A 17,155-nucleotide genomic window follows, 5' to 3' on the forward strand; every position below is an offset into this window, starting at 1 on the left:
ACACGAGAGACCTCCGTTGGTCGAGCAGGTTCCTAGACAGCTCCCACTCGACCCGGAGGTCTCTCGCTATGTCAACAACGTCCCGGGTCAGTACAGCTAGGTCGCACGCCCGGATCTCAAACTTCAGCATCGGTATCCCTCCGAAATACAGCGGCGCCGTGGGATGGAAGGGGACTTCCGGTCCCACGGCGCCGAGAGGCACGGGTCAGGTCAGTTGCAGTGGTCGCCCTTGTTGTCGCCGTCGCCGTCGCCCGGCATCTTGCGAGCCACCTCGTCTCGCAGGGCGGGCACACCGGCCATGATCGGGCCGGTGAAGTAAGCATCGATGTTCATCTGGTCACCTCCATCCATCTCGGGTGTGACCACTCTTGCCGCGCCAACGACGGCCAAGCAGGGCATTCAAGAACCCGGATACCGGCATTCTGTTGGGCGCTCGACGCTCAGCCGGTCAGGCGTCGGCTCCAGGGATCGGAACGTGCGCGCTGACGAGCGCCAGCGTCTCGGCAACGTCGTGCTCGAAGCCATCGTCGAGGCCCGGTGCGTCCGCGAGCCGTTCGCGTAGGCCGCCCAGCGTGTGCCCACCCAGCGCGCAGATCTCAGCGACGGTGCGATCGGCATCAGTGACAGCCGCGTCGGTCGCGAGTCTTGGGCGCATAACCGGATGGTGTCTGAGGCTAGAACCAGCGGCAAGTCCGACCGCTGATCCATCCAGGCAACCGCCCCCGGCTATGCTCGCCGCGTGCTCGAACCCGCTCCTCTGGTCGACGCTCTGCCGTGGACCGGGTGGCTGGTCGTCGGCCTCGCTGCGCTTCTCGTCGGCTTCTCCAAGACAGCCCTCGGCGGCCTCGGGATGGTCGCCGCTGCACTGTTCGCCCTCGTCGTACCCGCGAAGGACTCGACCGGTGCGGTGCTCCTCCTCCTGCTCACCGGTGACCTCGTGGCGATCTGGGCCTACCGGCGCCACGCCGACTTCCGCCTGATCGCCAGCCTGATCGTCCCGGTCCTGCTGGGCATCGGCCTCGGCGCGGTGTTCCTCGCGCTCGTCGACGACCTGGCCATGAAGCGCACCATCGGTGCCATCCTGCTCGTCCTGCTGGTGCTCAGCCTCTGGCGCGACCGCCTGCCGTCGGGCACCCGGGCGGCGGGGATCTGCTACGCCGGCCTGGCGGGCTTCACCACGATGGTCGCGAACGCGGGCGGACCGCCCATGCACCTGTACCTCCTCGCCGCGAAGTTCGAGAAGTGGCGGTTCCTCGGCACCACCGCGTGGTTCTTCTTCGCGGTGAACGTCATCAAGCTCCCCATCTCCGTGGGGCTGGGCGTCGTGCGCACCGACACCGTGGCGCTCTGGGCGGTGCTGGCGCCGCTGGTCCTCGTCGGCGCCTGGCTGGGTCGGCTCCTCATCGGGCGGATCGACCAGGCGGTGTTCGAGAAGCTGGTGATCGCGTTCGTGGCGCTCGCGGCGGTCAACCTCATGCTCTTCTGAGCGCGGCCGGGGCCCGGCCCCGCCGCCTGACGTCAGCCCAGCAGGTGCCGGTTCGGCTCCCGTGCGGCCTCGGCCAGGTCCTCGAGCTGGACCACCTCGCACCCGGCGGCCAGAAGGGTCTCCGCGCCGACGCAGTCCACGAACAGGTCGGGCTCGCTCCACGCGTAGACCACGCGCGGGATGCCGGCATCGAGGATGTGCTGGGTGCAGGTGATCGGGCGCGACGCCCGGGCGCTGCACGGTTCGAGCGACGTGTAGATCGTCGCGCCCCGGAGCCGGGAGCGATCGGCCACGGCGGCCAGGGCCGCCTCCTCGGCGTGGTCGTGCGGGTCGGTCCTGCGGGACCAGCCCTCGGCCAGGACGGTCCCGTCCCGATCCACGATCAGGGCCCCCACAGAGAACGCCGTGTCCGACGGTGGACACCGCCACGCCAGGTCCACCGCACGCTGGAGGAACGCTCGATCGACGTCGGCCTGGCTCATGGTTCCGGAACGTAGCGCAGCAGCACGCAGTCACCCAGCTGACGCGTCTCGGCGAGCGCCATCCGCCGGCTGCTGCTCTGCGGGAACCGGGCGGGGTTCACGAACCGCGGGGCGCGCTCGTCGCCCACGAAGAACGGGGCGAGCACCAGGTGCAGCTCGTCCACGAGGCCCGCCGCGAGGAACATCGTGTGCATGGTGCTGCCCCCCTCGACCAGGAGCCGCTCGACACCCCGCGCGGCGAGGTCGCGCAGCAGGGCGCCGGGCGCCACCTCCGGACCGAGGCCGACGACGACGGCCGCCGACGCCAGCCTCCGCTCCAGCTCCGGGGCGGCACCGGTGGTCGTGTAGACGATCTTGTCGCCGTCGCCGGCCGTGAAGAACTGCGCGTCCGGGTCGAGGTCGCCGCGGGCGGTGACCGTCACCTTGAGCGGTGACCCCGGCCTGCCGTCGGCCAGCCGCTTCGCCCGCCGGTCGGCGGACCGGACCAGCAGCCGGGGATCGTCGGCCCGGATCGTGCTCGCGCCCACGAGGATCGCGTCCACACCGGCCCGGACCTCGTCCACCCGGTCGAGGTCCTCGTCGTTCGACAGCACGAGCCGCTCCGCCGACGCGTCGTCGATGTAGCCGTCGAGCGAGGTCGCGACGGACAGCAGCACGTACGGACGGTCAGTCACCCAGGGCCCTCAGCACCAGCCCGCGCACGAACGCGGCCTGGCCCGCGTGCTGCAGGTCGTCGCTGATCACGCTGACCAGCCGGACGCCGAGGGTGACCGGCGGGTCCCAGGAAGTGTCCACGACCCGGTCGAGCTCGTCGTCGGACAGGTCGGCGACGTACCGGGCGGTCCGGTCGTGCACCGCGTCGTGATAGCCGGCGAGCAGGTCGGACGACGCGCGGACCGCGGCGACGTCGTCGGGCGAGTGGCCGTATCCCGTGTCCCGGGCCGGGAACGGCAGCCCGAACCGCGGGTGCCACCCGTCGTCGGACCAGACCTGGCCGGTCCCGGCGACGTCGGCGACGTGGTCGTCCTGGATCCGGGTCAGGTGCCAGACGAGCCAGGCGATCGAGTTCGCGTCCTCGTCGGCGCGGAACGCGAGGTCGTCGTCGGACAAGCCGTCCACGGCGCTGTGCACCACCTCCCGGATCCGGCCGAACGCGTCCACGAGCAGATCTGCACCACGCATCCTGTCGTCCCCTTTCGAGCTTCGGCGTCGGTCCCTGCCACGATGCCACGGCGGCCGGGCGGACACAGCCCGGCGGCCGGGCTCAGGTCTTGTCGGCGCCGGGCAGGTCCTCTTCCTGGAGGACGGCGGCGGCGGGTGTGCGGTCGGTCATGTCTCTCATGCATCCCAGACGCGCGACCGGCCCGGATGTCACGGCACTTGGCCCGTTGTCAGGACGGCATCGTCCGCCCCGGGCGCCAGGAGGGGTGCCGGGCCGCACGGCCCGGCACCCCTCCTCGTCGAGCAGGGACTGCTACATGTCCCGGTTGTCGAGCACCACCGAGGTGATGCGGACGCTGTCCTGGATCGTGCTGTCGGCGACGGCCGCCGTCGAGACGGACAGGCCGAGCGCGCCGAGGGACAGCGTGGCCAGAGCGATACCGATGATTCGAGTCTTCATGATGGTTCCCTTCGTCGGACGGAGAGCGACATGCCCCACTGTGTCCCGGATCGGCGGGCCGGTCGACGGCCGAAAGCCTGGGCTTATCGCTCCCTCCTGGGTGACGGGCCGCCGGGCCCGGGAGAGGCGTCACATGATCCGGATCCACATGACACCTGCCGACCTTGCCGCTGTCCGGTTCGCACCGACGGTGGGCCCGCTGGCCGAGGGCTGGCGGAGCCTGGAGTTCCTCCGGTTGCAACGCCCGACGCCGCACTGGCGCACGTGGCGCGACACCGTGCGCCGGTCGCTGCCTGCTGCCGACCAGATCGAGATCGCCGCCTACGCCTCCCGCGTCGGCTGCCTCCTCGACTTTCTCGCTCTGTCAGGTACCGCTACCGGGCCTGCGGACGCCGCATCGGCGTTCCTGAACGCGCCCGGCGAGCAGTTCGAGGCCGAGGTCGACTACCTGAAGGGCACCCAGGACCCGGCGATGGCGAGGCTCGAGCGCCTGGCGGGCGACCCGGCAGAGCGGCGGGCCTTCCTGCGTGCCCTGCACAGGTATACGGGGGCGCTGATCGGCACCCGATGGGCCGGCATCGAAGGCGTTCTCAGCGCCCACCACCGGGCTGTCGCAGCGGAGGTGGTCTCGTCCGGGCTGGCCACCGCGCTCGGCCGGTTGCACACGTCTATCCGGTTCCACCCGGCGTCGCTGCTGCTCACCGTCCAGCCCGCCGCCGAGGCGGACTTCAGCCTGGAGGGGCGAGGGCTGGTCGTCGCGCCCGCCTACTACACCGCTGCCCCGGTGTTCCACCTGCCCCTGGGCGTGGAGAGTCCGGCGGTCCTGACGTACCCCGTCGAGCTGCCCGCTGCCGAGGTCGAGGTCGCGCCGGACCGCCACCACGAAGGGCTGGCGTCGGTGCTGGGCACCACGCGCGCGACGATGCTCGCGACGATCGCGCAGGGCCGCCGCACGCAGAGCGAGCTCGCCGACGCGGCCGGGACGACGACGGTCGCGATCAGCCAGCACGCCGCGAAGCTGCGCGCGGCCGGGCTCATCACGAGCCGAAGGTGGGCCGGGCGCGCCCAGCACCACCTCACCGAGGCCGGTGAAGCGGTGCTGGGCGCCGGCCCGGCCACTATCGGCTGACGTCGGCCGAGGTGCCGCCGCCGGTCAACGGAGCGGGATCTCGTGCCCCGGCCCGCGCTCGTCGTCGGGCCGGGGACCGAACCAGCGGCGCTCGGACTCGTCGATCCGCAGGTCGTTGATGCTGGCCTCCCGGCGACGCATCAGGCCGTTCCTGTCGAACTCCCACAGCTCGTTGCCATAGCTGCGCCACCACTGGCCGTCGCGGTCGTGCCAGTCGTACTGGAACCTGACGGCGATGCGGTTCTCCCAGAAGCCCCAGAGGGACTTGCGGAGGGCGTAGTCGAGCTCCCGCTCCCACTTCGAGGCGAGGAAGGCGACGATCTCGGCGCGCCCCGTGACGAAGGTGTCGCGGTTCCGCCAGACCGAGTCGGGCGTGTACGCGAGGCTGACCCGGATCGGGTCGCGGGTGTTCCAGGCGTCCTCGGCGGCCTGGACCTTCTGACGGGCGGTGGTCTCGTCGAACGGCGGGAACGGCGGACGTGACCCAGCGGCCCCGGCGTCAGCCACGCGGGGTGACCGTGACCGGCCAGTCCACCTCGGTGCCGGCCAGGATGTTGAAGTAGTTGGTCAGGACGTTGAGGGCGATGTGGCCGACCACCTCGCCGATCTCCTCGTCGGTGACCCCGTCCGCGCGGGCCGCCGAGATGGCGTCCCCGTCCACGGCTCCGTGGGTACGAAGGATCTCGTCCGAGAGCCGCAGCAGGGCCGCCGCGTGCGGGTCGGAGGACTTCGCGTCGCGGGCGGCCTCGAGCTCGTCGTCGGAGAGCTTGGCCACGGCGCCGCCCAGGTAGGTGTGGGCGGAGAGGCAGTAGCTGCAGCCGTTGACCTCGGCGGTCGCGATGGCCAGCCGCTCGCGCTGGCCGGCGTTCAGGACCCCGGAGCCGAGGGCGCCGGAGAGCGCCAGGTAGCCGCGCAGCAGGGCGGGGCTGTTCGCCATGACCTTGGTCATGTTCGGGGTCACGCCCAGCGCTGCCTGGACCTGGTCGAGCAGCTCCTTGGCTGCGCCGGTGGCCGTGGTGGGGTCGATCGGGGCGAGCTTCGTCATCGGACTCTCTCTTTCTGACTGATCTGCCAGACGGTACTAATGGATAGGACTCGCTGTTCCATTAGGTGGTACCGTAGAGGACGATCTAATGGTTGGCAAGCGGCCGAGCGTAAGTGGATCGGGAGGAGCGAAAGATGGCGGTCGACGACGTTCCGGACCTGTACCCGACGGAGCCGGTCCCGGTCCGCCTCATGAACACGGTGTGGGCGAACCAGGACGGGCTGCAGGACTCGCTCACCACGGTGGGCCGGCTGGAGCAGTGGGCGCGCCAGTGCGGGGTCCCGGCCCCGGCGCGCCTGCTGAGCCGTGACGTGGAGCGGGCTCGCTCGCTCCGCGACGCCCTCCGCCGGCTCGTGGCCGAGCAGCTCGACGACGACCGGGCGGGAGCCGTCTCCGACCGGCTCACGGCCGGCGAGGCGCTGGACGTGCTCAACGGCTTCCTCGCGACGTGCGCGCCGGAGGTCCGGGCGGGAGGCGGCTCCGGTCAGGGGGGGTCCCCGGGCGCGGAGACGGGTTCAGGCCTGAGCCTGAGCCGTGGCTGGCGGTCGGGCGTCGGCGGGTTCGAGCGCGAGCTGGTCATGGTCGCGCTGGAGGCGTCCGACCTGCTCGCCGAGGGGCGCCCCCGCCTGGGCGCCTGCCACGGTCCCGGCTGCGTCCTGTACTTCGAGCGGGTCCCTGCCCGGCGCGAGTGGTGCTCGGCAGGCTGTGGCAACCGCGCCCGGGTGGCCCGCCACTACCGGAAGCACAAGGGGGCGTCCGACGGCGGTGTGGGTGGCGGTGCCTAGGATCCGCGACATGAACATCGCGAGCGTCTTCCTCCCCGTCAGCGACCCGAGCATCGTCGCCGAGTGGTATCGGGACGTCCTTGACCTGAGGATCGCGTCGAGCGACGACCATGCCGCCGTCCTCGAGACCTCCGACCCGGTCCGGAGGCTCACGCTGCTCGGGCCCCCCAGCGGCATCAAGGCCGACCCCGGCCTGCCCTGGGCGCCGGTCAGCTTCCTCGTCGAGGATCTCGCGGCGGCGCACGCACGGTTGTCGGGATCGGGCGTCGCTGTGGGTGCCGTCGACGGCGACGACCAGACCTGCCTGTGGTTCACCGCCGAGGACCCCGACGGGAACACGCTGCTCTTCGTCGACCGCTGACCGGTCAGCGGTCCTTGTGCCGCAGGACGAACGGCAGCAGCCCGACGGCGAGGATGCCGCCGCCCAGGGCGAGCGCCGTGTACGAGGCGCCGGCGACCACCACGCCGGACAGCCCCGCGCCCCCGGCGCCGGCCAGGGCCACCAGGACGTCGACGTTGCCCTGCACCCGGGCCCGGCCGTGCGCGGGCAGGTCGCGGCTGAGCAGCGTGGTGCCCGACACGAGGCCCAGGCTCCAGCCGAAGCCCAGCAGGCCGAGGCCCACCGCCAGCGCCCAGACCGCACCTCCTGGCGCCAGGCCCGACACCAGCCCGGCCGACAGCAGCGTGGCGGCCGCGAGCCCGGCGACGAGGCGCGCCCCGAACCGGTCCACCAGCCAGCCCGACAGCGGCGACGGCAGGAACATCGCCGCCACGTGCACCGCGATGACCACCCCGATGGCGGCCGTCCCGTGACCGAGGTGCTGCAGGTGGACCGGCGTCATCGTCATCACAGCCACCATGACGACCTGGGTCACGACCATGACGGCGGCGCCCAGGCGGACCCCGCTCGGCAGGCGGGCCGGCAGGGCGACGGGAGCGGCGCCGCCGTCGGCCACGGGTTCGGCCGCCCGCGAGAGGAGCAGAGGGTCCGGGCGCAGCAGGACGAACAGGACGAGCGCGGCGGCGCCGTAGGCGACCGCGGCGAGGCCGAAGGGCCCGGCCAGCCGCGGGATGCCCCACTGCTCGGCCAGCGTGCCGGTCACGGTCACGAGGTTGGGTCCGGCGACCGCGCCGAGGGTCGTGGCGACCAGGACCGTGGACACGGCCCGGGCCTTCCGGTTTGGGGTCGCGAGGTCGGCGCCCGCGTAGCGCGCCTGGAGGCTGGTCGCGGTCCCCGCCCCGTAGACGAGCAGCGCCCCGAACAGCAGCGGGACCGAGGTCATCACCGCGGCGACGAGCACGCCCAGGGCGCCGACGCCGCCCGCGGCGTACCCCAGCACCAGTCCGGGGCGCCGCCCGAACCGCTGGGACACCCGTCCGACGACGACCGCCGCGCCCGCCGACCCGATGGTGAACAGGACGCTGGGCAGGCCCGCGAGGCTCGTGGTGCCGAGCATGTCCTCGGCGAGCAGGGCGCCGACGGTGATGCCGGCCGCCAGGCCCGCGCCACTGAGCACCTGGGCGAGGACGAGGACGGTCAGGACCCGGCGCTGCTCGGGGGCCGGGCGACCGGGGGCTGGGGCCCCGGTCGTGGCGGCGGTGCTCGCGGTGGCGGCGGTCGTGGCGGTGGCGGCGGCGCCCGCCGCGGCGGTCGCGGCGGCGGAAGGCTGGTCGGCGGAGGCCGGTCGTGCTTCGGCGGGATCGGTCACGAGGTCCTCGCAGTCGGGGAGGCGGTAGCGGAGGGGGTGAGGGTGGCGGTGGCGAGCGCGACGTCGTCGGCGAGAAACTCGATCACGCCGTCGGCGAGGAGGTGCGCGGTGTAGCCGTGCTGGGTGAGCAGGTGCACCGCGTCGTAGGACAGCACGCAGAAGCGGCCGCGGCAGTAGGCCGCGACCTCCACGTCGGCGGGGATCTCGGCGAGGCGGCCGGCGAGCTCGTCCGCCGGGATGGAGACCGCCCCGGGCAGGTGGCCGGCGGCGTACTCCTCGGCCGGGCGCACGTCCAGGATCAGGACCTCGCCGCGCTGCGCGCGGTCGACCAGCTCGTCCCGCCTGATCGTGCGCACGTCGGCGGGCAGGTGCGCGGAGGCTGCGGCAGCGGTCTCGGGGCGGTGCCGCTCAGCCACCCGGAGGAGGGTCGTGACCAGGTCGGCGACGTCGTCCCCGGCGAGGCGGTACAGCACCCTGGTGCCGTCGCGCCGGGAGGTGACGAGTCCGGCGTCGCGCAGGAGCTGCAGGTGCGCGGAGGCGGTCGTCAGGTTGAGCCCGCTCACGGCAGCGAGCTGCTGCACCGGGCGCTCGCCCTGGGCCAGCAGCTCGAGCAGCTCGAGACGCTTGCCGCTGGCCAGGGCCTTGCCGGTGCGGGCAAAGGCTTCGAACAGGTCCGCCTTGGACATGAGGCTCCTTATTCCAGACTTCCATGGAATAACGTAGCACCAGGTCGGCTCAGGTGGCTCGACGTGCGGAGAGCCGCTGACCAGGGGGCCGGCGAGGATGGCAGACTCCCCGCCGTGACCATTCGACATGTCCTCCTCGACGCCGACGGGGTGCTCCAGCGGGTCCCCGGCAACTGGTACGCGCTGATGGAGCCGTACGTCGGCGACCGGGCGCGGGAGTTCTTCCGGGAGGCGTGGAGCGAGGAGCTGCCCATGCTGTCCGGGCGGGGCGGTGACTACCTGCCCGTCCTCGCGGCGGCCCTGCTCAGGTTCGGGGTCGAGGTGCCCGCGGAGCAGGTCTACGCCGAGGTGTGGCACCGGATGGAGGTCGACGCCGAGTCGGTCGCCCTGGTGAAGAGGCTCCGCGACGCCGGGTACGGCGTCCACCTGGGCACCAACCAGGAGAGCCGGCGCGGCGCGTACATGAAGTCGGTGCTGGGCTACGACGACCTGTTCGACGTGAGCTGCTACTCCTACGAGCTCGGCGTCGCCAAGCCCGATCCGGGGTTCTTCGTGGAGGCGGCGCGGCTGATCGGGGCCGAGCCCGCAGAGGTCCTGTTCGTCGACGACACGGAGCACAACGTCCTGGGCGCGCGCTCGGCGGGCATGCCGGCGGTGCACTGGTCGCTGGACGCGGGTCACGAGGCGCTCGCGGCTCTGCTGGCGGGCCACGGGGTCGGGCGTGCGTGATCGGTAGTTCGTCGCATGATCGGCAACTCGAACTGCCGATCATGCAACGAACTACCGATCACGCGGGGGGCGCGGGGGGCGCGGGGGGCGCGGGAGCGCGCGGGCGCGGGGGCGCAGGGGCGTCCGGCTCGTGTCCCCACCGGGCCACGTGGTGCCACACCTTCTTGAGGTCCTGCGGGTCGTGCCTGCCCTCGCGGACGGCGTCGCCGACGACGCGGGCGTCGAGCCAGCCGTCCCGGGCGACGGAACGCCCCACCGTCACGACGCGCGGACCCCGGTAGTCGTCGTGGAGCATCAGCTCGTCCACGTGCAGCCGGAACCCGTGGTGCCACTCGACCGGCACGCCGAGGGCCAGCGCGTCCGACTCCACCTCCGTGCCGGCGAAGCAGGGGTCGAGGACCAGCGCCGCGACGTGGGCGAGAGCGAGCGGGCCGTGGACGTGCGCCTCGACGTAGTCGTCGAGCAGGTCGTGCGTCCCGGCGGCGTCGTCGGCCTCCACCAGCGCCAGGAGGGGCAGGGACGCTGCCGTGCCGACGTGGTCCGGCTCGAACACCGAGTCCGGGTAGCAGAAGGTCGTCCGCCCGAGCACCTCCGGCACGAGCCGCAGGTGCGCCGAGCCGAACCGCACAGCCCCGCCCGCGGGCCGCGCGCGATGGTTCAGCGCCCCGTACTTCGGCCGGGCCGACGGCGGCGCGTCGTCGTACACCCCGCCGAACAGGCGCTGCTCCCACCGCCACCTGTCCCCGCCGGGGTGCGCCGTGAGGCCGCCGTTGCTCGTGCCCGTCTCGAACTGGCTGCGCCAGACGCCGTCCGTGGCGAGGCGCCGCAGGATGGGCTCGCCACCGGCCAGGCGGTCGGGATGGAAGTGGACCGTCACCGGTGTGGCGGGATCGAGCGGCGGCCCGACGGCGGCGCGGCTCGCCACGTGCGCGACGGCCCGCTCCCACCGTTCCGCGTGATCGGCGCGGCCCCTCACGGGGTCAGCCCTGGCGCCGGGCGTCGTCGAACGCCTCCGCCGTGCGCCAGAAGTCGCGCAGCATCTCCTCGGGGCTGAGGAGGCCGTCCCGGTGACCCACCGGCTCCTCCACGCCCGCGATCGCCTTGACCTCCTCGTGGATGTGCTCCATCGAGGTGTCGAGGGACCAGGCGACGTCGGCCGCGAGCTTGAGCGCGTCCGTCAGGTGACGCGGCACGTCGCGGTGGTACCGGTAGTAGATCTTGTGCTCGAGGCTCGCCCAGAAGTCCATCGCGATGGTGCGGAGCTGGATCTCGACGATCACGTCCTCGACCCGGTCCGACAGGAACACCGGCACCTGGACGATGAGGTGCAGCGACTTGTACCCGTTCGGCTTGGGTCGGGCGATGTAGTCGCGCTCCTCGAGGAGCGTGAGGTCGGCCTGCTGCACGAGCATGTCTCGCACCCGGTAGATGTCCGTGACGAAGCTGCACGTCACGCGCACGCCGGCGATGTCGAACAGCTGCTCGCGGACGCCGTCGGGCGTGAGCGGGATGCCCTTCCGCCGGCACTTCGTGATGATCGACTCGAACGACTTGAGCCGGGAACCGACGTGCTCCACCGGGTTGTAGTTCTGCATGTGGCGGAACTCGTCGCGCAGGATCGAGATCTTCGTCATGACCTCGTCGATCCCGAACTTGTACGTCATCGCCATGCGGCGCAGGTCCATCATCAGCGCGCGGATCTCGGCGGGGTCGGGCGCGGGGTGGGTCTGGGGCGTGGCCTCGTCGGCCTGCTGGTTCACGCGACCACCGTACGGGTGCTGCCGCACCCGGTCATCCTCCCGGCGCGTCGCGTGGCGCCGTGTCACGCTGGACGGGTGAGCGCGGACGAGCCGGTCGACGTCGACGCGCTCCTCGACGCCCTGTACGGCGGGCCGCTCGACGAGTTCGTCGCCGGGCGCGACGCCGCCGCACGGCAGGTCGCGGGGAGCGGCGACCGGGTCGGCGCCGAACGCGTCAAGAAGCTCCCGAAGCCGACCGTCGCGGCCTGGGTCGCGAACCAGGTCGCGCGGGAGCATCCGGAGGAGGTCGCGGCGCTGGCCTCGATCGGCGACGAGCTGCGCGCCGCGACGTCGGACCGGGACCGCGGCCGCATCAAGGCGCTCGACCGGCTGCGGCGGGAGCGGACGGAGGCGCTGGTCGGGGTGGTCCGCGACGCGGGCGAGGTCGGCGGGCGGCCGGTCTCCGCGAACGTGCTCGACCGGCTCGCCGAGACCCTCACGGCCGCCGTGATGGACCCGGCCGCGGCGGCGGTGGTCCGCGCGGGGCGCCTGTCGCAGGCGCTGCAGCACGTCGGCTTCGGCGTGGTCGACGAGGGCGGCGAGACGGCGGACGTGGTCGCGCTGCGGGCGGGGGTGGTGGAGGACTGGGCCGACCGTGCGCCGCGTCGGTCGGAGGTCGCCGGGTCGGTCGATATACCGACCGACGCGGCGACAGCGGACCGACGCGACGCGCCCCCCGAGCCGGGCGACGCCCTCGCCGACGCAGAGCGGGAGGTCGAGGAGACGTCGGCCGAGGTGGACGCCCTCGAAGCCCGGCACGACGAGGCGGAGAGGCGGCTGCGGGAGATGAGCGCCGTCGTCGGGCAGCGGGAGGAGGAGGTGGCCCGGCTCGAGGCGGAGATCGAGCGGCTCGTCGCCGAGCGCGACGCCGCCCGGGAGGCGCTCGACGACCAGCGCGAGGCCGAGGGGGAGGCCCGCGAGGAGCTCGAGCAGGCCGAGGTCGCGCTCGACGACGCCGAGGAGCGCGCCGCCGAGGCACGCAAGCGCCGGCGGGAGGCGCGCAGGTCCCGCTGACCCCCGCCCACAGCAAGGCGGGGGAGGGTCACACCCGCACGCCGCGCACCTCCACGGACCGCAGCCGGGTCTCGGCCTCGCGGACCAGCTCGTCGGGGTTCGCCGCGCCCCGCACGGACCACACCACCGACGAGTACAGGGTGGGCCAGGCCGACGTCGGCACGGCGCCGGACGGGGCGTCGAGCGCGGCGAGCACGTGCTGCCGCAGGGCCTCGGCGGACGCGGCGGCCTGGATGTCGTCCATGGGAGGCAGGGTGGCGAGGACGGCGAACTGGTCGCCGTCGACCCGCCCGGCCTCGCAGCCGCGAGGCAGGCTGGCGACGAGGCGGTCGGCGAGCTCGGAGAGCACCGTGTCGCCGGTCTCCTGACCGTGCCGTGCGTTGACGCCGCCCAGGCCCGACACGTCCAGGAGCACCACGACCACCCGCGTGCCGCTGTGCACCACCATCTCGCACCGCCGGGTCAGGGAGTCCCACGTGAAGGTGCGCGTCCGGAGCCGGGTGAGCGGGTCCCTCGTCGAGCGCTCGGCCAGTGAGCCGACGAGCGCCCGCACCAGCTCCGCGGTGCTCGCGTACGCCCAGTGCGGGCCCTGGACCAGCACGTCGTCGTACTTCTGCTCGCCCGACCGGGCCATCGCCCGGGTGGCCACCTCGGAGACGGGGAACGCCGGATCCACGACGAGCGGGGACCAGTCGGTGACGGCCGACGCCGGACGGCGCTCCAGCACGGCGCGACCGTACCCGAGCCGCCCGGTGAGGGACGTGGCGAGGCCGGCGCGGGTGACGAGGCCGATGCGGGGGGCGGCCTCGTCGTCGAACACCGCGACGGAGGTCACCTCGGGGCTGCGGAAGATCACCTCGAGCTGGCCGACAGGCATGCTCGACCCCACGACCATGATCGGACGTGCCAGGTCGGCGACAACCCCCGCGAGGGGGGCTCGACCGCGGTTGGCTGTATGGCGGGCCACCTGCGCGAGTTCGTCATGCACATCGTGAAGTGTGCACGCACTTTAGGGGCTCATCGGAGAAATCGCACGGGATTCCCCCGATGTTCATTTTCTGGTCACCAACTGGCCCTTTTATGTGCTTGAGGCATCTGGTGATCTGGGGGCTTTTGCGCCGTTTGAGCTGCGCGTTTCGAGGATCCACGCCGATGCGGGAGGATACCCCCGTGGATCCCCGGAAAGCCCGATTGGTACGAATGTCGGCTGCGCTGCCCGCCTCCATGATCGCGATCGCCGTGCTGGCGCTCGGCGGGTGCTCGGTGGGGGCGGCCGAGAACGTCCCGACCGGACCCGCTGAGAAGGTCCGGGTCCGTGGCCTGCCGAGTCACACGGTGGTGCTCGGCTCGACCGATCCCGCCGAGCTCGCCCTGACCGCCGGACAGACGTTCTTCGAGGCCGCGCCGGTCGCGGTGGTGTCGGACGCGGCGGACCCGTCCGCCACGGCCACGGCCGCGGCCCTCGCAGTCGCCCTGTCGGTGCCGGCCTTCCTCGAGGGCGGTGGCATCTCCGACGACGGCATCGCCGAGGAGCTGCGTCGCCTCGGTGCCGAGGTGGTCGTCGCCGTCGGCGAGGCCGGGGTCGCGACAGGCGATGCGCGGGACATCGCCGAGGCGGCCGGGGCCCGCGTGGTGCCGTTCGAGACCGGCTCCCTCGACGCGATGGCCGCGGCGGCGGCGCTCGGCGGGGCGCCCGTCCCGGACCCCGCGGCGGCCCCGGACCCCGCGGCCGATCCGGCCGATCCGGCCGCTCCCGTCCCGCTCCCGGACCCGTCGCAGCTCGACACCGACGACCTGTCCGACCTCCGCGCGAAGCTGCCCGACCTCGGCGTCGCCGACCTGCTCGCCGAGGTCATGGTGCTCGTGGACCCCCGAGCCGGCCAGGAGGCCGCGATCGGCACCGTGATGGCGGCGGGCGCCGTCCCGTTCACCGTCCCCGGGTCCGACCCTGGCGCGAGCAAGGACGCCGTTCGCATGCTCGCGGACGCCAAGGCGCTCGGCGTTGTGGGCCTCGGTGCCTCCTTCGGGAGCGCCGAGGAGTTCGCGTGGCGCGTCGCCGCCGCGGAGTCGGGGGTCACGCTGCCCACCGGCTCGCAGCACCTCTTCCCGGCGCGGTACGTCTCGACCCCGTACACCGTCCCGCTCACCTCGGCGGGGGCTCCCGCCGAGGCGCCGGAGGACATCGTGGCCGAAGCCGTCGAGAACGCCGCGGCCTTCGTGGTCCCCGGCTCCACGACCGCCGCCGACGGCGTCCTGGTGGTCCCCGTCGTCGAGGTCCTCGCCGCGGCGCGGTCGTCCTCGGCGGGCTCCGACGGCGACTACGTCGTCGAGCAGCCGGCGGTGGCGCTGCAGCCGGTGATCGACGCCGCCCGCGCGGCGGGCCAGCTCGTGCTGCTCGACGTCGCTCCCGGCAACGTGCCGCTCGCTGAGCAGGTGCGCGAGCTCGAGCCGCTCCTCGCCCAGCCGGGGGTTGGCGTGTCGCTGCACCCGGAGTTCCGGGTCGCGGGCTCGGGCGCGACCCGCGCGGGACGCGTGGACGTCGCGGAGCTGCAGGAGGTCGTGGACTATCTTGCTGGGGTGGTTACAAACGCCGAGCTGCCCCAGACGCTGCTCGTCGTGCACCAGTCGGAGGCGTCGTCGGTCACCGGACGGGCGACGCTCGCGCTGAGGCCCCAGGTGGCCACGGTGTTCGCCGCCGCGGCGTCGGGCACTGGGCGTCCCACGGCGCGCGGCGTCTGGACGGACGTGACCACGGAACTCCCGGCGGGCGCGCGGACGGGCTGGTCGGCGCCGTCGGCCCTGCCGGACGACGCCTCGACCATCTTCCCCACCCCGATCCCCGACCTGGTGGCGGCATCCTGACCGCCCTGACGAAACGAGGCCACATGACCAGCACCGACCGGTCTGACGCCCCCCTCCATGCCGTCATCCCGGCCCCGCTCGTCGTCGAGCGGGCCGACGGCGCCCCCGTCCCGCTCGGCGCCGTCGTCGTCGCCGCACCGGACGAGCGGCTCCGCGCCCTCGCCGCTGAGCTCCTGGAGTCGGCGGGCAGCACGGTGCTGTCCGACGGCGACGGGACTGCCGTCACGCTGACCCTCGACCCCGCCGCCGGGCCCTCGGGCTCCGACCACCCGGAGCGGTACAGCCTGGTGGTGCGCGACGGCGCCGTCGCCGTCACGGCTGCGGAGGCCGCGGGTCTGCTCCACGGCGTCCGCACCCTGCGCCAGCTCGTCTCGGCGGCCACGGTGGACCCGGCCACCGGCGACGTGACGAGCGGTGCGCCCGAGGTGGCCGCCGTCGTCGTGCACGACGCCCCGCGCTTCGCGTGGCGCGGGCTCTCCGTTGACGTGGTGCGGCACTGGTTCGGGCCGGAGGACCTGCGGGCCGTGGTGGACCTCGCGGCCTCGTACAAGATGAACCGCCTGCACCTGCACCTGACGGACGACCAGGGCTGGCGCCTGGAGATCCCGTCGCGGCCCGAGCTCGTGAAGGTCTCGGGGCAGACGCAGGTGGGCGGCGGGCCCGCGGGCTACCTCACCGTCGCCGAGTTCCGCGCGCTCCAGGAGTACGCGGCCGAGCGGTTCGTCGTCGTCGTGCCCGAGGTGGACGTGCCCGGGCACGTCAACGCCGCCACCCACGTCTACGGCGAGCTGACGCCGGACGGGCAGGCGACGGACGTGTACGAGGGCATCGAGGTCGGCTTCTCGCGCCTGCACCTGGACCTCCCGGCGACCGAGCCGTTCCTCCGCGACGTCTTCACCGACGTGGCGGCGCAGACGCTCGGGCCGTGGGTCCACTTCGGCGGCGACGAGGTGCTCACCATGGCGCCCGACGAGTACGCGGGCTTCGTCTCGCTGTGCCAGGAGATCATCACCGAGGCAGGCAAGACGCCCGTCGCCTGGCAGGAGGCCGCCGGGGTGGCCCATGGCGACCAGGCCGCGGCCGAGGCGGCGCAGGCGGGGGCGGCTGCCGGAGCGGCCGCCGCCGGCGCCGTCGAGGCGGGCGGGCTGCCCGTCGCCGCGGTGGCGCAGGCCGTGCTCCGGGACGTGGAGGAGGCGCATCTCGCCGCGCCGCTCGTGAAGGCGGGCACCGTGCTGCAGCTCTGGGACACGCGACCCGACCCGGCGCCGTTCCTGCGCGCCGCGGAGGCGGGGGCGCGGTTCGTGCTGTCGCCCGCGACGCGGTGCTACCTCGACATGAAGTACACCCCCGAGCACCCCCTCGGGCTCCAGTGGGCCGGGTTCGTGGAGCTGCGCGACGCCTACGACTGGGACCCGGGCCGGCTGATCACCGGGCTGCCCGAGTCCGCCGTGGAGGGCGTGTCCGCCGCCGTGTGGACCGAGACCCTGGTGAACCGGGACGACCTGTTCTCGATGCTGCTGCCGCGCCTGGCCGCGGTCGCCGAGGCGGCCTGGTCCACCCAGGAGGCGAAGGACTGGGAGTCGTTCCGCGAGCGCGTCGTCACCGAGGCGGCGGCGTGGCGGCGTGACGGGGCTGCGTTCCACCCGACGCCGCAGGTGGACTGGTAGGTCCACCGTGGGTGTTCGCGCCAGACTGCTTCCAGGTGCCTCTAGCTGTGATGTCCAGGGAGGTTGTTCCGAGCCCGTGATGTCGACACGGGCTCGGGTTACCGGATGAGGAAGGCCTCCGGTTGTGAAGTGGAGCTGTCG

General features: G+C 73.3%; 21 protein-coding genes. 8 read left to right on the plus strand and 13 right to left on the minus strand.

The features are described from left to right. Window positions 1–210 precede the first annotated feature (210 nt). Window positions 211–333, minus strand: a complete 123-nt coding sequence (locus D1350_RS24810; protein ID WP_276313783.1) for a hypothetical protein — start codon at window positions 331–333, stop codon at window positions 211–213. Window positions 334–448: 115 nt separating this feature from the next. Beyond that, a complete protein-coding gene (locus tag D1350_RS23075) occupies window positions 449–655 on the minus strand; it encodes a hypothetical protein (RefSeq protein ID WP_125778413.1) in 207 nt (68 codons plus the stop codon). 84 nt (window positions 656–739) lie between these two features. Between D1350_RS23075 and D1350_RS23080 the strand changes: the two genes are divergently transcribed. After that, window positions 740–1,486 (plus strand): sulfite exporter TauE/SafE family protein, encoded by a 747-nt coding sequence (locus tag D1350_RS23080; RefSeq protein ID WP_240644298.1) that lies wholly within the window; start codon window positions 740–742, stop codon window positions 1,484–1,486. A gap of 32 nt (window positions 1,487–1,518) precedes the next feature. Here the strand turns inward: D1350_RS23080 and D1350_RS23085 are convergent, their stop codons facing one another. The 4 genes from D1350_RS23085 to D1350_RS23955 form a co-directional block, all read right to left on the minus strand. After that, a complete protein-coding gene (locus D1350_RS23085; RefSeq protein ID WP_125778414.1) occupies window positions 1,519–1,968 on the minus strand; it encodes a deaminase in 450 nt (149 codons plus the stop codon). Next, window positions 1,965–2,642: a RibD family protein gene (locus tag D1350_RS23090; RefSeq protein WP_125778415.1), complete on the minus strand. Its 678-nt coding sequence runs from the start codon at window positions 2,640–2,642 to the stop codon at window positions 1,965–1,967. The genes D1350_RS23085 and D1350_RS23090 overlap by 4 nt, the downstream gene beginning before the upstream one ends. Further along, a complete protein-coding gene (locus D1350_RS23095; protein ID WP_206074654.1) occupies window positions 2,635–3,150 on the minus strand; it encodes a mycothiol transferase in 516 nt (171 codons plus the stop codon). Before D1350_RS23095 ends, D1350_RS23090 begins: the two co-directional genes overlap by 8 nt. 292 nt (window positions 3,151–3,442) lie before the next feature. Then, the gene (locus D1350_RS23955; RefSeq protein ID WP_164545297.1) at window positions 3,443–3,589 is read right to left on the minus strand and encodes a hypothetical protein; all 147 of its coding nucleotides are present in this window, start codon (window positions 3,587–3,589) and stop codon (window positions 3,443–3,445) included. Between the two features lie 133 nt (window positions 3,590–3,722). Here D1350_RS23955 and D1350_RS23100 point away from each other — a divergent pair, with 133 nt between their 5' ends. Further along, window positions 3,723–4,718 (plus strand): ArsR/SmtB family transcription factor, encoded by a 996-nt coding sequence (locus D1350_RS23100; protein ID WP_125778416.1) that lies wholly within the window; start codon window positions 3,723–3,725, stop codon window positions 4,716–4,718. Between the two features lie 24 nt (window positions 4,719–4,742). Here the strand turns inward: D1350_RS23100 and D1350_RS23105 are convergent, their stop codons facing one another. After that, a complete protein-coding gene (locus D1350_RS23105) occupies window positions 4,743–5,225 on the minus strand; it encodes a nuclear transport factor 2 family protein (RefSeq protein ID WP_125778417.1) in 483 nt (160 codons plus the stop codon). Further along, the gene (locus D1350_RS23110; RefSeq protein WP_125778418.1) at window positions 5,218–5,763 is read right to left on the minus strand and encodes a carboxymuconolactone decarboxylase family protein; all 546 of its coding nucleotides are present in this window, start codon (window positions 5,761–5,763) and stop codon (window positions 5,218–5,220) included. The genes D1350_RS23105 and D1350_RS23110 overlap by 8 nt, the downstream gene beginning before the upstream one ends. Before the next feature lie 134 nt (window positions 5,764–5,897). Between D1350_RS23110 and D1350_RS23115 the strand changes: the two genes are divergently transcribed. Then, window positions 5,898–6,548 carry a CGNR zinc finger domain-containing protein gene (locus D1350_RS23115; RefSeq protein ID WP_125778419.1) on the plus strand — a complete coding sequence of 217 codons (651 nt, stop codon included), beginning with the start codon at window positions 5,898–5,900 and terminating at the stop codon, window positions 6,546–6,548. 10 nt (window positions 6,549–6,558) lie between these two features. Then, entirely contained in the window at window positions 6,559–6,909 is a 351-nt protein-coding gene (locus tag D1350_RS23120) for a VOC family protein (protein ID WP_125778420.1), read from the plus strand. Between the two features lie 4 nt (window positions 6,910–6,913). Here D1350_RS23120 and D1350_RS23125 read toward each other — a convergent pair whose 3' ends face one another. After that, window positions 6,914–8,257, minus strand: coding sequence for an MFS transporter (locus tag D1350_RS23125; protein WP_206074655.1), 1,344 nt, complete (start codon window positions 8,255–8,257; stop codon window positions 6,914–6,916). Then, entirely contained in the window at window positions 8,254–8,943 is a 690-nt protein-coding gene (locus D1350_RS23130; protein ID WP_125778421.1) for an ArsR/SmtB family transcription factor, read from the minus strand. Before D1350_RS23130 ends, D1350_RS23125 begins: the two co-directional genes overlap by 4 nt. A gap of 114 nt (window positions 8,944–9,057) precedes the next feature. On the opposite strand from D1350_RS23130, the gene D1350_RS23135 reads away from it, so the two are divergent. After that, the gene (locus D1350_RS23135; protein ID WP_338068201.1) at window positions 9,058–9,672 is read left to right on the plus strand and encodes an HAD family hydrolase; all 615 of its coding nucleotides are present in this window, start codon (window positions 9,058–9,060) and stop codon (window positions 9,670–9,672) included. Window positions 9,673–9,730: 58 nt separating this feature from the next. Here D1350_RS23135 and D1350_RS23140 read toward each other — a convergent pair whose 3' ends face one another. Both D1350_RS23140 and D1350_RS23145 read right to left on the minus strand, forming a co-directional pair. Continuing rightward, window positions 9,731–10,648 (minus strand): DUF3626 domain-containing protein, encoded by a 918-nt coding sequence (locus D1350_RS23140; protein ID WP_125778422.1) that lies wholly within the window; start codon window positions 10,646–10,648, stop codon window positions 9,731–9,733. 4 nt (window positions 10,649–10,652) lie between these two features. Next, window positions 10,653–11,360 (minus strand): GTP pyrophosphokinase, encoded by a 708-nt coding sequence (locus tag D1350_RS23145; RefSeq protein WP_125778430.1) that lies wholly within the window; start codon window positions 11,358–11,360, stop codon window positions 10,653–10,655. 147 nt (window positions 11,361–11,507) lie between these two features. Between D1350_RS23145 and D1350_RS23960 the strand changes: the two genes are divergently transcribed. Then, window positions 11,508–12,485, plus strand: a complete 978-nt coding sequence (locus D1350_RS23960; protein WP_164545299.1) for a hypothetical protein — start codon at window positions 11,508–11,510, stop codon at window positions 12,483–12,485. Between the two features lie 28 nt (window positions 12,486–12,513). Here D1350_RS23960 and D1350_RS23155 read toward each other — a convergent pair whose 3' ends face one another. After that, a complete protein-coding gene (locus D1350_RS23155) occupies window positions 12,514–13,362 on the minus strand; it encodes a GGDEF domain-containing protein (RefSeq protein ID WP_125778423.1) in 849 nt (282 codons plus the stop codon). 347 nt (window positions 13,363–13,709) lie between these two features. Between D1350_RS23155 and D1350_RS23160 the strand changes: the two genes are divergently transcribed. Beyond that, window positions 13,710–15,347 (plus strand): hypothetical protein, encoded by a 1,638-nt coding sequence (locus tag D1350_RS23160; RefSeq protein WP_125778424.1) that lies wholly within the window; start codon window positions 13,710–13,712, stop codon window positions 15,345–15,347. A 23-nt stretch (window positions 15,348–15,370) separates the two neighbouring features. Further along, entirely contained in the window at window positions 15,371–17,014 is a 1,644-nt protein-coding gene (locus D1350_RS23165) for a family 20 glycosylhydrolase (RefSeq protein ID WP_125778425.1), read from the plus strand. The last annotated feature ends 141 nt before the right edge of the window (window positions 17,015–17,155 follow it).

The organism is Antribacter gilvus, from assembly GCF_003946865.1.
Taxonomy (GTDB): domain Bacteria; phylum Actinomycetota; class Actinomycetes; order Actinomycetales; family Cellulomonadaceae; genus Antribacter; species Antribacter gilvus.